14 protein-coding genes and 1 tRNA gene are annotated in these 14682 nt (G+C 70.9%); 4 read left to right on the forward strand and 11 right to left on the reverse strand.

Translation table 11 applies throughout. The features are described from left to right. Positions 1 to 19: 19 nt before the first annotated feature. Both pobA and Q0741_RS17800 read left to right on the forward strand, forming a co-directional pair. On the forward strand, positions 20 to 1195 hold the full coding sequence (gene pobA / locus Q0741_RS17795) for a 4-hydroxybenzoate 3-monooxygenase (RefSeq protein WP_298234577.1): 1176 nt from the start codon (positions 20 to 22) through the stop codon (positions 1193 to 1195). Positions 1196 to 1281: 86 nt separating this feature from the next. After that, positions 1282 to 1587: an antibiotic biosynthesis monooxygenase gene (locus tag Q0741_RS17800; protein ID WP_298234530.1), complete on the forward strand. Its 306-nt coding sequence runs from the start codon at positions 1282 to 1284 to the stop codon at positions 1585 to 1587. A gap of 62 nt (positions 1588 to 1649) precedes the next feature. Here Q0741_RS17800 and Q0741_RS17805 read toward each other — a convergent pair whose 3' ends face one another. The 6 genes from Q0741_RS17805 to rsmB form a co-directional block, all read right to left on the reverse strand. Further along, positions 1650 to 2561: an AEC family transporter gene (locus Q0741_RS17805; RefSeq protein ID WP_298234531.1), complete on the reverse strand. Its 912-nt coding sequence runs from the start codon at positions 2559 to 2561 to the stop codon at positions 1650 to 1652. A 193-nt stretch (positions 2562 to 2754) separates the two neighbouring features. Continuing rightward, a tRNA-Phe gene (locus tag Q0741_RS17810) sits at positions 2755 to 2830 on the reverse strand. 96 nt (positions 2831 to 2926) lie between these two features. Next, positions 2927 to 3604, reverse strand: coding sequence for a response regulator (locus Q0741_RS17815; RefSeq protein ID WP_298234532.1), 678 nt, complete (start codon positions 3602 to 3604; stop codon positions 2927 to 2929). Positions 3605 to 3626: 22 nt separating this feature from the next. Continuing rightward, a complete protein-coding gene (locus Q0741_RS17820; protein WP_298234533.1) occupies positions 3627 to 5945 on the reverse strand; it encodes an ATP-binding protein in 2319 nt (772 codons plus the stop codon). 488 nt (positions 5946 to 6433) lie between these two features. Then, positions 6434 to 7039 carry a DUF4390 domain-containing protein gene (locus tag Q0741_RS17825; RefSeq protein WP_298234534.1) on the reverse strand — a complete coding sequence of 202 codons (606 nt, stop codon included), beginning with the start codon at positions 7037 to 7039 and terminating at the stop codon, positions 6434 to 6436. Then, positions 7036 to 8355, reverse strand: coding sequence for a 16S rRNA (cytosine(967)-C(5))-methyltransferase RsmB (rsmB, locus tag Q0741_RS17830; protein WP_298234535.1), 1320 nt, complete (start codon positions 8353 to 8355; stop codon positions 7036 to 7038). Before rsmB ends, Q0741_RS17825 begins: the two co-directional genes overlap by 4 nt. Positions 8356 to 8553: 198 nt before the next feature. Between rsmB and folE the strand changes: the two genes are divergently transcribed. After that, positions 8554 to 9270, forward strand: a complete 717-nt coding sequence (gene folE, locus Q0741_RS17835) for a GTP cyclohydrolase I (RefSeq protein ID WP_298234536.1) — start codon at positions 8554 to 8556, stop codon at positions 9268 to 9270. 50 nt (positions 9271 to 9320) lie between these two features. Next, positions 9321 to 9746 carry a BLUF domain-containing protein gene (locus Q0741_RS17840; protein WP_298234537.1) on the forward strand — a complete coding sequence of 142 codons (426 nt, stop codon included), beginning with the start codon at positions 9321 to 9323 and terminating at the stop codon, positions 9744 to 9746. Between the two features lie 627 nt (positions 9747 to 10373). On the opposite strand, the gene Q0741_RS17845 is transcribed toward Q0741_RS17840, so the two are convergent. The 5 genes from Q0741_RS17845 to Q0741_RS17865 all read right to left on the reverse strand — a co-directional run bounded on the left by Q0741_RS17845 (position 10374) and on the right by Q0741_RS17865 (position 14647). Then, entirely contained in the window at positions 10374 to 11687 is a 1314-nt protein-coding gene (locus Q0741_RS17845; RefSeq protein WP_298234538.1) for an NAD(P)/FAD-dependent oxidoreductase, read from the reverse strand. Beyond that, complete coding sequence (locus tag Q0741_RS17850; protein WP_298234539.1) at positions 11684 to 11977, reverse strand: c-type cytochrome; 294 nt, start codon at positions 11975 to 11977, stop codon at positions 11684 to 11686. The genes Q0741_RS17845 and Q0741_RS17850 overlap by 4 nt, the downstream gene beginning before the upstream one ends. A gap of 86 nt (positions 11978 to 12063) precedes the next feature. Next, the gene (locus Q0741_RS17855) at positions 12064 to 12636 is read right to left on the reverse strand and encodes a LemA family protein (RefSeq protein ID WP_298234540.1); all 573 of its coding nucleotides are present in this window, start codon (positions 12634 to 12636) and stop codon (positions 12064 to 12066) included. Next, positions 12633 to 13358, reverse strand: a complete 726-nt coding sequence (gene queC, locus Q0741_RS17860; protein ID WP_298234541.1) for a 7-cyano-7-deazaguanine synthase QueC — start codon at positions 13356 to 13358, stop codon at positions 12633 to 12635. The genes Q0741_RS17855 and queC overlap by 4 nt, the downstream gene beginning before the upstream one ends. A gap of 5 nt (positions 13359 to 13363) precedes the next feature. Then, a complete protein-coding gene (locus Q0741_RS17865; protein ID WP_298234542.1) occupies positions 13364 to 14647 on the reverse strand; it encodes a glutamate-5-semialdehyde dehydrogenase in 1284 nt (427 codons plus the stop codon). Positions 14648 to 14682 lie beyond the last annotated feature (35 nt).

The raw sequence follows: 14682 nt of genomic DNA on the forward strand, positions 1-14682 counted from the left end.
GATCATGAGCATCCCAACGATCCGCACCCAGGTCGCCATCGTCGGCGCCGGCCCCTCGGGCCTGCTGCTGGGCGCGCTGCTGCACAAGGCCGGCGTGGACGCTGTGATCATCGAGCAGCGCAGCGCCGACTACGTGCTGGGCCGCATCCGCGCCGGCGTGCTGGAGCAGGTGACGGTGGATCTGCTCGACGAGGCCGGCGTGGGTGAGCGCATGCACGCCGAGGGGCTGCCGCACGACGGCTTCGAGATCTCCTTCGGCGACCGCATCCACCACATCGACCTGCACGCCCTCACCGGCAAGCGCGTGATGGTCTACGGCCAGACCGAGGTCACGCGCGACCTGATGCAGGCCCGCGCCGCCGCCGGGCTGCGGACCTTCTACGAGTCGCAGGGCGTGAGCATCCACGACTTCGACGGCAACAAGCCCTGCGTGCGCTTCACCGGCACCGACGGGCAGCCGGTGGAGGTGCAGGCCGACTTCATCGCCGGCTGCGACGGCTTCCACGGCGTGTGCCGCGCCAGCGTGCCGGCCGACGCGATCACGAACTTCGAGAAGGTCTACCCGTTCGGCTGGCTGGGCATCCTGGCCGACGTGCCGCCGGTGTCGCACGAGCTGATCTACGCCAGCTCCGAGCAGGGCTTCGCGCTGTGCAGCATGCGCAGCAAGACGCGCAGCCGCTACTACGTGCAGTGCTCGCTGGCGGACCACGCCGATGCCTGGAGCGACGAGGCCTTCTGGGCCGAGCTCAAGCGCCGGTTGCCGGCGCACGTGGCGGCCAACGTGACCACCGGGCCCTCGATCGAGAAGAGCATCGCCCCGCTGCGCAGCTTCGTGGCCGAGCCCATGCGCTTCGGGCGGCTGTTCCTGGCCGGCGACGCCGCGCACATCGTGCCGCCCACCGGCGCCAAGGGCCTGAACCTGGCGGCCACGGACGTGGGCTACCTGGCACGCGGCCTGGCCGAGTTCTACCGCGGCTCCGAGGCGGGCATAGCCAGCTACTCGGAGCGCTGCCTGCGCCGCATCTGGAAGGCCGAGCGCTTCAGCTGGTGGTTCACCACGCTGATGCACAAGCTGCCGGAGAACGGGGCCTTCGGCGCGCGCATCCAGCAGGCGGAGCTGGACTACCTCACCCGCTCCGAGGCCGCGCAGCGCGCGCTGGCGGAGAACTACGTCGGGCTGCCGATGGAGGACTGAGCCCCGGCCCAGCGGCCACAATAGCGACGGGCGCCCCTGCGGCGCCCGTTTTTTCATTGCCGTTCCCCCACCACCGGAGACTTCTCGTGATCCTCGAACTGGTTGACATCCGCATCCATCCCGGCCAGCAGGCTGCCTTCGACGAGGCGGTGCAGCGCGGGCTTTCCACCGTGATCGGGCCTTTCCCCGGCTGCCGCGGCTGGAAGGTGAACAAGGGCATCGAGTCGGCCGAGCGCTACGTGGTGCAGATCTTCTGGGACACGCTGGAGGACCACACCGTGCACTTCCGCGGCTCCGAGTCCTTCACCGCCTGGCGCGCCATCGTCGGCCCGTTCTTCGCGCAGCCGCCGCAGGTGGAGCATTTCGAGTTCGTGGGCAAGAGCCAGGGCTGAAGCCCCGCCAGCGGCTGCGCGCACGCGTGGCCCGGGACACTCGCCGCCCGCCTGGTGAGCGCTCAGCCCTTCACGGCCCCCGCCAGCCACAGCAGCCCCGGCGACAGCACCAGCAACGCCAGTGTGGAAACCAGCACGCCGCCGGCGGCGATCTCGCCGTGGGGGGTGAGGCGGTCGGCGTAGAGGTAGCTCGCCACCGCCACCGGCATCGCCAGCTGCAGCAGCATCACGCCCGCAGCCACGGGCGGCAGGCCCATGATCAGGCCTACGAGCAACCCCGAGATCGTGCCTGCCGCCAAGCGGATGGAGCCCAGCCACGCGCCCTGGCGCAGCCCGCCGTGCGACACCGTCACCAGCGCGTAGCCCAGGCTCAGCAGCATCAGCGGCACCGTCATCGAGCCCACCAGGCGGGCGCTCTCCAGCACCGGCGCCGGCACGGACAAACCGCTCCAGCGCAGCACCACGGCCGCGGCCACGGCGAAGACCACGCCGCGCGGCATGCGCGTGCGCTGCGGCGATGAGCGCGAGAGGATCCACACCGCCACCGTGTGCTGGAGCATCGACGTGATGGCGAAGGCTGCCACCGCGATGGCCAGCCCCTCCTCGCCAAAGGCCAGCTGCGCCATCGGCAGCCCCAGGTTGCCGCTGTTGGGCAACACCGCCGCCGGCAGCAGCGCGAGCACCGGCAACTTCAGCAGCCGCAGCGCCAGCGCCGCCATGGCCGCGGCCAGCACGAAGCCCAGTACCGTCGCCGCCCCGGCCTGCAGCAGCGCCTGACCGGACAGCGGCGTGCTCAGCAGCGTGTGAAACACCAGCGCCGGCGTAGCGAAGTTGGCGGCCAGCACCGAGATGAAATCGCCCGGAAAGGGTTTCTTCTTCCAGGCCCAGAAGGAGCCCACCGATGCGCAGGCCACCACCGGCAGCAGCAGCGCCGCCATGCGCAGGTAGAGGGTCAGGCCGTCGAGGAGAGTCATGCGAGGGACGCCGCAAGCGGGCGATGGGCGAGAGCTGTCCGCTCGACGGCAGGAAACCAAGTGGTGGAAGCCGGCGCGATGTTGGCCGAAGCCGTCCTTGCCCCGGCTGTGGTCAACGCGTATCGCGAACCGAAGGCTTCGGAGCCCACAAAGCAAAACGCCAGCCGGTGAGGGCTGGCGTTTGCTGAAGACTTGGTGGCCAAGGGCGGAATCGAACCACCGACACGCGGATTTTCAATCCGCTGCTCTACCAACTGAGCTACTTGGCCGTGAAGCTGCGCATTCTATCAGTGCTTTCTGAAAGTTTGCAAGCTTTTTTGATGAATCTGCTTCTGGATCGTTTTTGACGCCGCTCCGGACCCCGGTCAGGCCCCGCCGCGCTTGTTGCGCGAGAGGTCCACGCCGAGCTGCTTGAGCTTGCGGTAGAGGTGCGTGCGCTCCAGGCCGGTCTTCTCGGCCACGCGGGTCATGGAGCCGTTCTCCTTGGCCAGGTGGAACTCGAAGTAGGTCTTCTCGAAGGCGTCGCGCGCCTCGCGCAGCGGGCGATCGAGCTCGAAGCTGAACTCGCTGCTGAGCGTGTTGCCCAAGTGGTTCAGCGCCGGTATCCCGAAGGCGACGCTGGTGCTGTCGGCCGCGGCGTCGTTGAAGCCCGGCGCCACGGCCGGGCCTGCGTTGGCTGTGGGCTTGGCCAGGCCCTGCTCCACCGCGCGCAGCAGCTTCTGCAGCGTGATGGGCTTTTCCAGGAAGGCCATCGCGCCAAAGCGTGTGGCCTCCACGGCGGTGTCGATGGTGCCGTGGCCGCTCATCATGATCACGGGCATGCTGAGCTGGCCGCTGCTGCCCCATTCCTTGAGCAGCGTGATGCCGTCCACGTCGGGCATCCAGATGTCCAGCAGCACGAGGTCGGGACGCATCCGCTCTCTGAACCCACGGGCCTGGGCGGCGTTTTCGGCCAGCTCCACCGTGTGCCCTTCGTCCGTCAGGATCTCCGACAGCAGGGCGCGGATGCCCAGTTCGTCGTCAACAACAAGGATGGTCGCCATGGATGCTCGGTGCGCTCGGCCTTCAGGCGGCCGGCGGGAGAGGAGCCGATGCGGCCGCGGCAGGCACGGCGAGGGCAGCGGCGAGATTCGAAAATGATAGCGTCACTTGCGCCCCGGCCGCCGGGGCGTCCGGCGCCTCGCCGCCGCTGCGGTTGGCGATGCGCACGCGCGCGCCGTGCTCGTCGGCGATTTTCTTGACCACCGCCAGCCCCAGCCCCGTGCCCTTGCTCTTGGTCGTGACGTAGGGCTCGAAGGCGCGCTTGAGCACCTTGTCGGCAAAGCCCGGCCCGTTGTCCAGGATGCGCAGCCGCACCCCGCGCGGCTGCCCTTGCTCGCCCGGCTGCACCTCGGTGTGCAACTGCACGCGGCCATCGGGCTTGTCGGCCACCGCGTCCAGCGCGTTCTGCAGCAGGTTGTGCACCACCTGACGCAGCTGCGTGGCGTCGCCCTGGATCCACGGCAGCCCCGGCGCGCAGTTCACCACCAGGCGGCCTTGCTCGATGGCGTGGCCGTAGAGGGCCAGCACCTCCGCCACCAGCGCGTTGAGGTCCAGCGGCGCCAGCCGCGCCGAGGGCAGCCGCGCGTAGTCGCGGAACTCGTTGACCAGCTGCTTCATCGCTTGCACCTGCGTCACGATGGTGCCCACCGCGCGCACCAGCAGCGCCTGGTCGTTGCCCTCCAGCTTGGCTTCGAGCCGGTGCTGCAGCCGCTCCGCCGAGAGCTGGATCGGCGTGAGCGGGTTCTTGATCTCGTGCGCCAGGCGCCGCGCCACCTCGGCCCAGGCCGCCGAGCGCTGCGCCGACACCACCTCCGAGATGTCGTCGAACACCACCAGACGCGCCTCCTGCGGCAGCGTGGCGCCGCGCACCAGCAGCGTCTGCACATCGGGCTGCTCGGGCCGGTCGGCGGCGGGGTCGCCGCGGCGCTCGAAGGCGTCCTGCCACTGCCCACGCTCGCCCGCTTCGGGGCTTTCGGCCAGCAGCTCGAAGCGCTGCCACAGCGTCTGCGCGAATTCCTCCAGCCCCGGCACCTCCTCCAGCCGCCGGCCGCGCCAGGCGTACAACGGGGCCTTGAGGATGCGCGTGGCGCCGGGGTTGACGGTGTCGATGCGGCGCTGCTCGTCGAACACGATCACGCCGGCGGTCATGTTGTCCAGGATGGTTTGCAGGTGCGTGCGCGCCCGCTGCAATTGCGTGACGCTGGCGTGCGCCTGCGCCCGCGCCTCGGCCAGCTGCTGGGTCATGTCGGCGAAGGAGCGCGTGAGGCCGCCGAGCTCGTCACGCGAGGCGAACACCGGCTTGGCGCGCAGGTCGCCCGCGGCCACCTGGCGCACGCCCTCGGCCAGCAGCAGCAGCGGCCGCGCGAGCTGCTGGCCCAGCGCCGCGGCCAGCAGCACCGCCCCGAACACCGACAGGATCAGCGTCAGCGTGAGCGTGCCGATGTACATGCGCCGCAGGCCCTCGCGCGCCAGCGCGCGCTGCTGGTACTCGCGGTAGGCGGCCTGCACCGCCAGCGCCTGCGCCGTGAGGTTGGGCGGCAGCGCGCGCACGGCCAGCAGGTAGCGGTCCTCGCCGGCCAGGGTGATGTCGGGGCGCGGCACGGGCGCCAGCGCCCGCACCAGCGCCGGCGGCGCCCCGCCGGCAGCGGCGGCGTTCTCGTCGTCCAGGCCCTCGATGTGGCTGGCCACCCGCCCGCCACGCGCCTGGCGCAGCAGCGTCGGCGAGGGACGCACCGGCGCGATGGCCTGGGCGCTGCCGCCCGCGCTCAGCAGCACCTGGCCGGAGGCGCCCACCAGCGACACGGTCTGCGCCGAGAGCTGCTCGCGCACGCGCTCCAGCACCAGCGCCATGGGCACGCCGGGCGTGTCGGCAAGGTGGTCGGCGGCGAATTGCGTCTTGGCCGCGAGGTCGGCCTGCTGCGCGTCCAACGTGCTGCGTCCCAGCGCCAGGCCGGCGTTGAGCGCGCTCTCCACGCGCGCATCGAACCAGATCTCGATGCTGCGCGTGACGAACTGGTAGCTCACGGTGTAGACCAGCGCCCCCGGCACCACGCCCACCAGCGCGAAGATGCCCGCGAGCTTGAGCAGCAGCCGGCTGCCGAACTTGCCGCGGCGCACGCGCAGCGCCAGCCGCCCGGCGGCCACCAGGATCGTCACCGTCAGCAGCGTGAGCACGGCCAGGTTGGCGCCGAAGAGCAGGCCCCAGTGGCGTTCGTAGAAGCCGTCCGGATCCTGCGCGCCGCCGCCGGTGGACAGCGACAGCACGAAGCCCACCACCAACGCCACGCCCGTGAGCGCCACCAGCCCCACCAGCACGCTCGTGCGCCGGCCCTTGCTGCTCATGTCAGTTCCTCGTTCCGCTGTGTGTGCGCTGCGGCAGCGCAAGCCGCCGCCTGCGCTCCGCCAGCACGTTGCGCGCCTTGATGGGCCGGGCTCGGGAAGGCACCGTGCGGTGCGGGGCCAAGGGGTTGCTCCGCCTGCCGTAAGCCGAGCCGCTTCGCACCCTGGTTCGTCACTCCCGCGCAGGCGGGAGTCCAGGCGGCCCTTAAGCCGCCGCAAGCAGATCGGGTTGAACGCCGCAGCTTGAATCCCGGTTCGCGGCACCTAGGCTTCGGGCTGACGTGGGGCCACCTGGATTCCCGCCTTCGCGGGAATGACGAAGTAGAGGGGCGGCCACCCGTGCTTCGTCCTGCGCCAACGCTTCGCCTTTCCCCGGACAGCACTGCGCCTGCGCGGGGATGACGAGTCAGGGTGCGGTGCGCCTCAGCCACCGGGAAGCCGTGGGCCCGTGCCGATCGAGCAATCCTCAAGGCCCGCCTCCCGCAGCCGCCTCACTCCGGCCGCAGCGTGCGCTCGATGCCCAGCACCCAGTCGGCCTGGTTGCCGATGCCCAGCTGCATCGGGCGCGGCAGCTGCGAGGTGTCCAGCCGCCAGCTCCACTCGACGTAGTAGCGCTGCTCGTCGGGGTCGAGCTGTGTGGCTTCGGCGATGCGCCAGCGCGCGATGCGCGTCATCGACGCCAGCGCCTCGGCCAGCGTGGCGTAGCTCGTGTGCAGCGCGCCCAGGCTCACGCGGTAGTTCTCCGTCAGCGGCTGGTACGACAGCCGCCACTGCCGCGACTGGCGCGCCACGCGCTCGTCGCGCCAGTACCAGCGCGGCCGGTACACGGTGGCCTCGGTCTCGAAGTACAGCGGCACGCCGCGCGACAGCGCGTCTTCCACCGCGCGCGGCAACACCACGCGCAGCGCGAAATCCAGCACCAATCCGCCATCCTGCCGCCGCACGGCCAGCTCCTGCTGCTCCAGCGCGCCCGCGCGAGCGGGCGCCAGGAACAGCGCCGGCAGGAGCGCGAACAGCAGCGCCCAGCGTCCGAGCGCCGCGCGGAACCAGCTGAGTGACGGAAGAGCGGCGGCGACACGGATCGGGGTCTGGATCAAGGCTTGTGCAGCAGCGCGTAAAAGAAACCGTCCCCGGGCGGGACGTCGGACGGGGCATTGTCAGCCAGGGGCAGCAGGTGCCCGGGGGACGCCGCGTCCAGGCGTGCAGCACTCACGCCCTGGCGTTGCAAAAACGCATCGACCTGCCGCTGGCCCTCGGCCTTGAAGAGGGAGCAGGTGGCATACACCAGCCGCCCGCCGGGCTTGAGCAGCGGCCACAGCGCGTCCAGCAACTCGGCCTGCGTGCGGGCCAACTGCTGGATGTCGGCCGGGCGGCGCAGCCAGCGGATGTCCGGATGCCGGCGCACCACGCCGGAGCCGCTGCAGGGCGCGTCGAGCAGGATGGCGTCGAAGGGCCGGCCGTCGTGCCAGTCGGCGACGCGGCGCCCGTCGGCCGCCTTGAGCTCGGCGCGGGCGCCGATGCGCTGCAACGTCTCGCCCACGCGCGCCAGGCGCTGCGGGTCGGCATCCAGCGCCAGCAGGTCCAGGTCGGCCAGCTCCAGCAGGTGCGCCGTCTTGCCGCCGGGAGCGGCGCAGGCGTCGAGCACGCGCGCGCCCGCGGGCAGCGGCGCGCAGCCGGGCACGTCCAGGCCCAGCAGCAGCGGCGCGGCGCGCTGGGCCGAGAGGTCCTGCACCGACACGTCCCCGTCGGCGAAGCCGGGGAGTTGCGTCACCGCCACCGGCTGCTCCAGCACCACCGCGTGGGCGCCGATGGCACGGGCGGACAGACCCTGCTCCGCCAGGCGCCGCACGTAGCCGGCGGCGTCGCCGCGGCGGGCGTTGACACGCAGCGTCATGGGCGGGCGCTCGTTGGCGGCCTGCAGCAGCGCCCCCCACTGATCGGGCCAGTCCTGCTTCACCTGGGCGATCCACCAGGCGGGATGGTTGTGCGCCGCCACCGGGTCGCGCTGCTGCAGCGCCGGCACGAGTTGCTCGCGCTCGCGCAGGAAGCGGCGCAGTACGGCGTTGACGAAGCCGGCGGCCTGCGGGCTGCGCTTGCGCACCGCCTTGACGGCCTGGTCCACCAGCACGTGCGGCGCGTAGACCTCGGGCGGCCACAGCAGGGCCAGGGCGGTGGTGAGCAGCGCATCGACCTCGGCCGGTGGCGTCTTGGGCGCCAGGCGCGCGCGGGTCGCGTTGGCCGCGCCCAGGCGGCGCAGGGTTTCGAAGCTCAGCGCCTGGGTGCCGGCGCGGGCCTCGGCCGGCACGGTGGTGAGCACGTCGGTGAGGGAGCGGCCGGCGCGCACCGCGGCCAGCGCCTCGGCCGCGTGGCCCAGCAGCCGCGCCAGCGGTAGGGAGGAGGGAGAGGACGACATGGGGGGCGCAGTCTATAGACCCGTGCGCGCGCGCCCGGCGGCGGGGAGAAGAGCAAGGAAGGGCAAGCCGGGCAACCCGTTCGCCTTGAGCCCGAACGGATGGGTAGGTGCCTGCGGCGCCGGTGGGCCCGCGCCAGCAGCCTCATGCTTGACGGACGACAATCCCCCGATTGCGAGCCCGCAACGACTCCCGAACCGATGAATACCAAACTGCCCGTCGAGGAAGCGCTGGTGGCCAGCGCCTCCGAGCGCATCCGCCAGCGCCTGGAGCGTGCCGGCCGCCGCTTCCATGCCAACGACAACATTTCCGCCTTCATCCGCGAAGGTGAAATCGACGAGATCAAGGCCGAAGTCGAATCGCACTTGAAGCAGGTGCTGCGCGCGCTGGTGATCGACACCGACAGCGACCACAACACCAACGACACCGCGCAGCGCGTGGCCAAGATGTTCGTGGACGAGGTGTTTCGCGGCCGCTACGTGCCGGTGCCCAAGGTGACGGAATTTCCGAATGCCGAGCGGCTGAACGAATTGATGATCGTCGGCCCGATCAAGGTGCGCAGCGCCTGCTCGCACCACCTGTGCCCGATCCTGGGCCGGGTGTGGGTGGGCATCCTGCCCAACGAGCATTCCAATCTGATCGGCCTGTCCAAATACGCGCGGCTGTGCGAATGGATCATGAGCCGCCCGCAGATCCAGGAAGAGGCCGTGACCATGCTGGCCAACGAGCTGCAGGAGCGGGTGAAGCCCGATGGCCTGGCGCTGGTGATGGAGGCGGACCATTTCTGCATGCACTGGCGCGGCGTGAAGGACGACGAGTCCGTGATGACCAACTCGGTGATGCGCGGCGCCTTCCTGAAGGACGCGAGCCTGCGGCGCGAATTCCTGTCCCTGCTGAGCCGCAAGAACGGTTTTTGAGCCCTGCCCTAGCCTTGCTTCGAACCGCTTTCTGAGACCGGAGAGAGCCCATGCTGGTACGCCTGATGTACGTGAGCCGCGCGCGGGAAAACATGAGCGCGGAGGAGGTGCAAGCCATCGTGCGCGAGTCCAAGGCACGCAACCCGGCGACGGGCATCACGGGCGTGCTGTGCTGCACGGGCAACGGCCTGTTCGTGCAGGTGCTCGAAGGCGGCCGCGCGGCGGTGAACCGGCTCTACAACCGCATCGTGGCCGACCCGCGCCACCATGACGTGCAGATCCTGGCCTACGAGGAAACCACCGAGCGGCGCTTCACCGGCTGGTCCATGGGCCAGGTGAACCTGGCGCGGCTGAACCCCTCGCTGCTGCTCAAATATTCGGAAACCGCGGCGCTGGATCCTTATTCGATGTCGGGGAAGGTCGTACTCGCCTTGTTTGAGGAACTGGCTTGTACGGCGGCGGTAGTGGGGCCGTGAGCTGAACCGGTCTTGGCGCTGGAGCAGTCAGGCCCCGGGTTCTTTCCCTCGCGATGCCCCCAGACAGAGGGCTTGCCCCTTGAGCAAGCTGGCGCGGAGTGCTGCAAGACATCTCCGAAAGTGTTTGACTTTCACCCGTCGTAACAGGTTTCGGAGGGTGGAAGATGTCGATGTCCGACCCAACCCGCCGCGCCTTCGTCAGGCGTGGCATCTATGTGGCGCCGGCCATCCTGACGCTGGCCGCATCCCCGCAGTTCGCCAAGGCAGGTTCGTACAAGCCTCCGGCCGAGGTGCAACCGCCCATCCCCATCCCGCCCCGGGCTGACAGGACAGCTGCGCCACCACAGGCGCCTTCGTCCTGGTCAGCCTCGTCGTTCGAATCCCCTGAGCCGCTGCCGCCGTCCAGGCGTTCGACACGCCGCCAGGACGCCACTGGCGACAGTCCGGCGTCCGACGCCGGCATTCCCTGGACGCCGGCCGCCACTCTTCCGCAGCCCCCTGCCGCGTCGCGTTTGCCTGCCGATCTACGGGTCACCGAGATCGCTCCAGGTCCACTGTGGTGTGTCGATCCCAAGCTCTGAGCTGCGGCTTGCGCAGCGTGGCGGTTCACACAACGGCCCGGCTGCGTCAGCCCTCCCCGGCGTCCTGCCTCATTCCCTTGAGCCACCCCATCGCGTAGCTGGCTTCCCGCTCGCTGACGCCCGTCGACACCCCGCTCGCGCCCGGCAGCACCAGGTAAGTCCGCTGCGCCGCCGAGTAGCCGTGCACGCTCGCCACGTGGATCGCGTGCGCGCCGTCCACCCAGCTGTAGCAGGTGTTGGTCAGCACCGGGGCCGGGTTCGGCTCCCAGCCCGAGAGCGAGGCGACCACCGCCGCGGCAGCCACCTTCGCGTGCGCGTTGGCCATGTGCGCGCTCTTGGGCATCAGCGGCGCGGCCAGCACCGCGTCACCCAGGACGTGCACGCCGGCCCCGGGTGCGTCCTCGGCGGAGAAGTCCAGGAAATCCACCTCGCACCAGCGGCCGTTGGCCCTCGCTAAACCGCTGCGCGCCGCGATGTCGCCCGCGCGCATGTCGGGCAGCACGTTGAGCACGTCGCCGCGCTCGCGCTCGCCCAGCTCGAATTCCACCTCGCGCCCGTCCGCCGACACCGCCACCGCGTTGAACGAGGGCCGGTACTCCACGATGCCGGCGTACTGCGTAGCCCACACGCGCTTGAACAGGGCCGCCTTGCTCACCGGCTCGGGGTTGGCGTCGAAGACCAGCACCTTGGAGCGCGGCTTCACGCGCTTGAAGTAATCCGCCACCAGACAGGCGCGCTCGTAGGGGCCCGGCGGGCAGCGGAAAGGGGCGAGCGGGATGGTCAGCACGAACACGCCGCCATCGGGCAGGGCCTCCAGTTGGGCGCGCAGCGCCAGCGTCTCGGGGCCCGCCTTCCAAGCCTGCAGCACGCGGCCGGCAGCGTGCGCGGCGGACAGGCCATCCACGCGCTCGCGCATCAGCTCCACGCCGGGCGACAGGATCAGCCGGTCCCAGCGCAGCCGTCCTCCCGAGGCCAGCACGGCTTCGCGGCGCGCCAGGTCCAGCGCCGCCACGCGGTCGCGCACGCGCCGCACGCCCAGGCGCTCCAGGCCCTCGTAGCCCAGCGTCAGGTCGGCCAGCGTGCGGTGCCCGGCCAGCACCAGGTTGCTCTGCGGACAGCTCACCAGCGCCGCATCCGGCTCCACCAGCGTCACCTGCGCTTGGCCGTCGGAAAGCAGTTTCAGATGGCGTGCCGCGGTGGCGCCGCCCCAGCCACCGCCCACCACCAGCACCTGGGCGCGGCGCAGGGCGGGCATCGCCGTGTTCGGCGTGGAGGCGCAGCCGGCCAGGCCGAGCAGCCCGGCCGCGCCCGCCGCCTGCAGCCAGCGGCGGCGCTCGGGCAACAACGGCACGCCGCTCACGGCTTGAGCGCCGCGAAGTAGGCGGCGAGCTGTTCGATCTGCGCGGGGCTGTAGCCGCGGGCGATCTGGTGCATCACGGTGGCCTCGCGCGCGCCGCTCTGGAAGGCGCTCATCTGCTCGACGATCCATGGCGCCGGGCGGCCGGCCAGGGACGGCATCGCCGAGCCGGCCGGCGCGCGGCCCTCGGTGCCGTGGCAGGCGGCACAGCTGGCGGCCAGGGCGCGTTGGCGCAGCAGGGCCTCGCCATCGGACGGCCCCGTCTGCGCCAGGACTGGAGCGGCGCCTCCCATGGCAAACACCCCGGCGACGATCAGTCGCGATGAAGAAGACAGCAGGGCCGCCAAAGGCCCGGGAAAGAAACGCCGCCGTGCGCCGCTCACAGCGTCGTCGCGGTACGCAGCCCGAACAGCGGCTTGAGCAGCCGCGTCGGGTACTGCAGCAGCGCCCGGTTGTAGGCCACCACCGCGTCGTTGAAGACGTGGCGCGCCACGCCCTGGCGCGTGTCGATGTCCTGCAGTGCCTGCAGCCAGCCGGCGATGTCCTCGCTGAAGCGCAGGTCGGGGTGCTGGTCCAGCAGCGCGCGCAGCCGCGCCAGGGCCGAGGCCAGGCGGCTGTCGGCACGCAGCAGCTCGGCCAGCGACTTCGCCGCCAGCGGGCGCAGGATCTCCACCACCCGTTGCAACTGCACCTGCGCCTCCAGCGCGGAGTCCAGCGTCGCCGCCTCGTCGGCCAGCGGCTCGCGCAGCGCCTGCACCAGCGGCGGCAGCACCTCGCGGCGGCGCTTCACCTGCTCGTCCATCTGGTTCCAGGCCACCACGATCGCCGCGCGCAGCCGCATCAGCCGGTTGTGCGCACCCAGCATCCACAGCACCAGCACCGCAACCACCAGCACCAGCCACGCGTGCGACGACACCGCCGCCACGTAGTCCCAGGTCAGCTCCCAGCTCACGCCGGCAGCTCCCCGGCGCCGCCCGCGCGCCAGGCCTCGAAGCCCTGGCGCCGCAGCACGCAGGCCGGGCACTGGCCGCAGCCATGGCCCCAGGCGTGCAGCGGGCCGCGCTCGCCCAGGTAGCAGGTGTGGGTGTGCTCGACGATCAGCGCGTTGAGCGCATCGCCGCCCAGGCGCTGCGTCAAGGCCCAGGTCTGGGCCTTGGTCAGGAACATCAGCGGCGTTTCCACCGTCATGGGCGCGTCCAGCCCCAGGGAGAGCGCCACCTGCAGCGCCTTGAGCGTGTTGTCGCGGCAGTCGGGGTAGCCGGAGTAGTCCGTCTCGCACATGCCGCCCACCAGCACGCTGGCGCCACGCCGGTAGGCCAGCGCGGCGGCGAAGTTCAGGAACAGCAGATTGCGCCCAGGCACGAAGGTGTTGGGCAGCCCGTTGGCCTGCATCTCGATCGCCCGCTCGCTGGTGAGCGCGGTGTCGGAGATCTGGCCCAGCAGCTGCAAGTCCAGCAGGTGGTCCTCGCCCAGCCGCGCACCCCAGGCCGGGAAGGCGGCGCGGACCTCGTCGCGCACCCGCGTGCGGCATTCCAGCTCGATGCGGTGCCGCTGGCCGTAGTCGAAGCCCAGCGTCTCGACCGCGCTGTAGCGCTCCAGCGCCCAGGCCAGGCAGGCGGTCGAGTCCTGGCCGCCGGAGAACAGCACCAGCGCCTTGCGCGGATCCTTCGCCATGGGTCTCAGCCGCGAATCTCGCCCTGGCCCAGGACGACCCACTTCATCGAGGTCAGCCCTTCCAGGCCCACGGGGCCGCGCGCATGGAACTTGTCGGTGCTGATGCCGATTTCCGCGCCCAGGCCGTACTCGAAACCGTCGGCGAAGCGGGTGCTGGCGTTGACCATCACGCTGGAGGAATCCACCTCGCGCAGGAAGCGCATGGCATTGGGGTGGTTCGTGGTGAGGATGGCGTCGGTGTGGTGCGAGCCGTAGCGGTTGATGTGCGCAATGGCCTCGTCCAGGGTCTGCACCACCTTCACGCTGATCACGGGCGCCAGGTACTCGGTGGACCAGTCCTCCTCGGTGGCGTCCACGACCTGAGCGCCGGGCACGTCGGAGAGGATGGCCTTCGACGCCGGGCAGCAGCGCATCTCCACGCCCTTGGCGGCGAAGACGGCGCCGATGCGCGGCAGGAAGGCGCCTGCCTGGGCCGCATGCACCAGCAGCGATTCGGTGGCGTTGCAGGGGCTGTACTTCTGGGTCTTGGCGTTGTCGGTGACCACCAGCGCCTGCTCGATGTCCACCTGCGCATCGACGTAGGTGTGGCAGTTGCCGTCCAAGTGCTTGATGACAGGTACGCGCGCCTCGTTGGCGATGCGCTCGATCAGCCCCTTGCCGCCGCGCGGGATGATCACGTCCACGTACTCGGGCATCGCGATCAGCTTGCCCACCGCGGCGCGGTCGGTGGTCTCCACCAGCTGCACGGCCTCGGCGGGCAGGCCGGCCTCGGTGAGGGCCTTCTGCACCAGCCTCCACAGCGCGATGTTGGAGTGGATGGCCTCGGAGCCGCCACGCAGGATGCAGGCGTTGCCGCTCTTGATCGCCAGCGACGCGGCCTCGATGGTCACGTTGGGCCGGCTCTCGTAGATCATGCCGAACACGCCCAGCGGCACGCGCATGCGGCCCACGCTGATGCCGGTGGGGCGGCGTTTCACATCCGTGATCTCGCCGATGGGGTCGGGCATGGCGGCGATCTGCTCGCAGCCTTCGGCCACGGTTTCCAGCACCTTCGGGGTGAGGCGCAGGCGGTCCACCATCGGCGCCGCCAGCCCGGCGGCCTGGGCCGCTTCGATGTCCTTGGCGTTGTCCACCTGCAGCGGCTCGACCTGATCGCGCAGCAGCGCGGCCAGCAGGCGCAGCGCGCGGTCCTTGGCGGCCGTCGGCGCGGCGGCCATCGCGGTGGCGGCGGCGCGCGCGGCGCGGCCGAGGCGGGTCATGGTGACGTCAAGATCGGTGGGCGCAGTCATGCACGGGATTGTCGCGCAAGGGATTGCTGGTTCCA

The sequence above is a fragment of the uncultured Azohydromonas sp. genome (genome assembly GCF_937926365.1).
Classification (GTDB): domain Bacteria; phylum Pseudomonadota; class Gammaproteobacteria; order Burkholderiales; family Burkholderiaceae_C; genus Azohydromonas.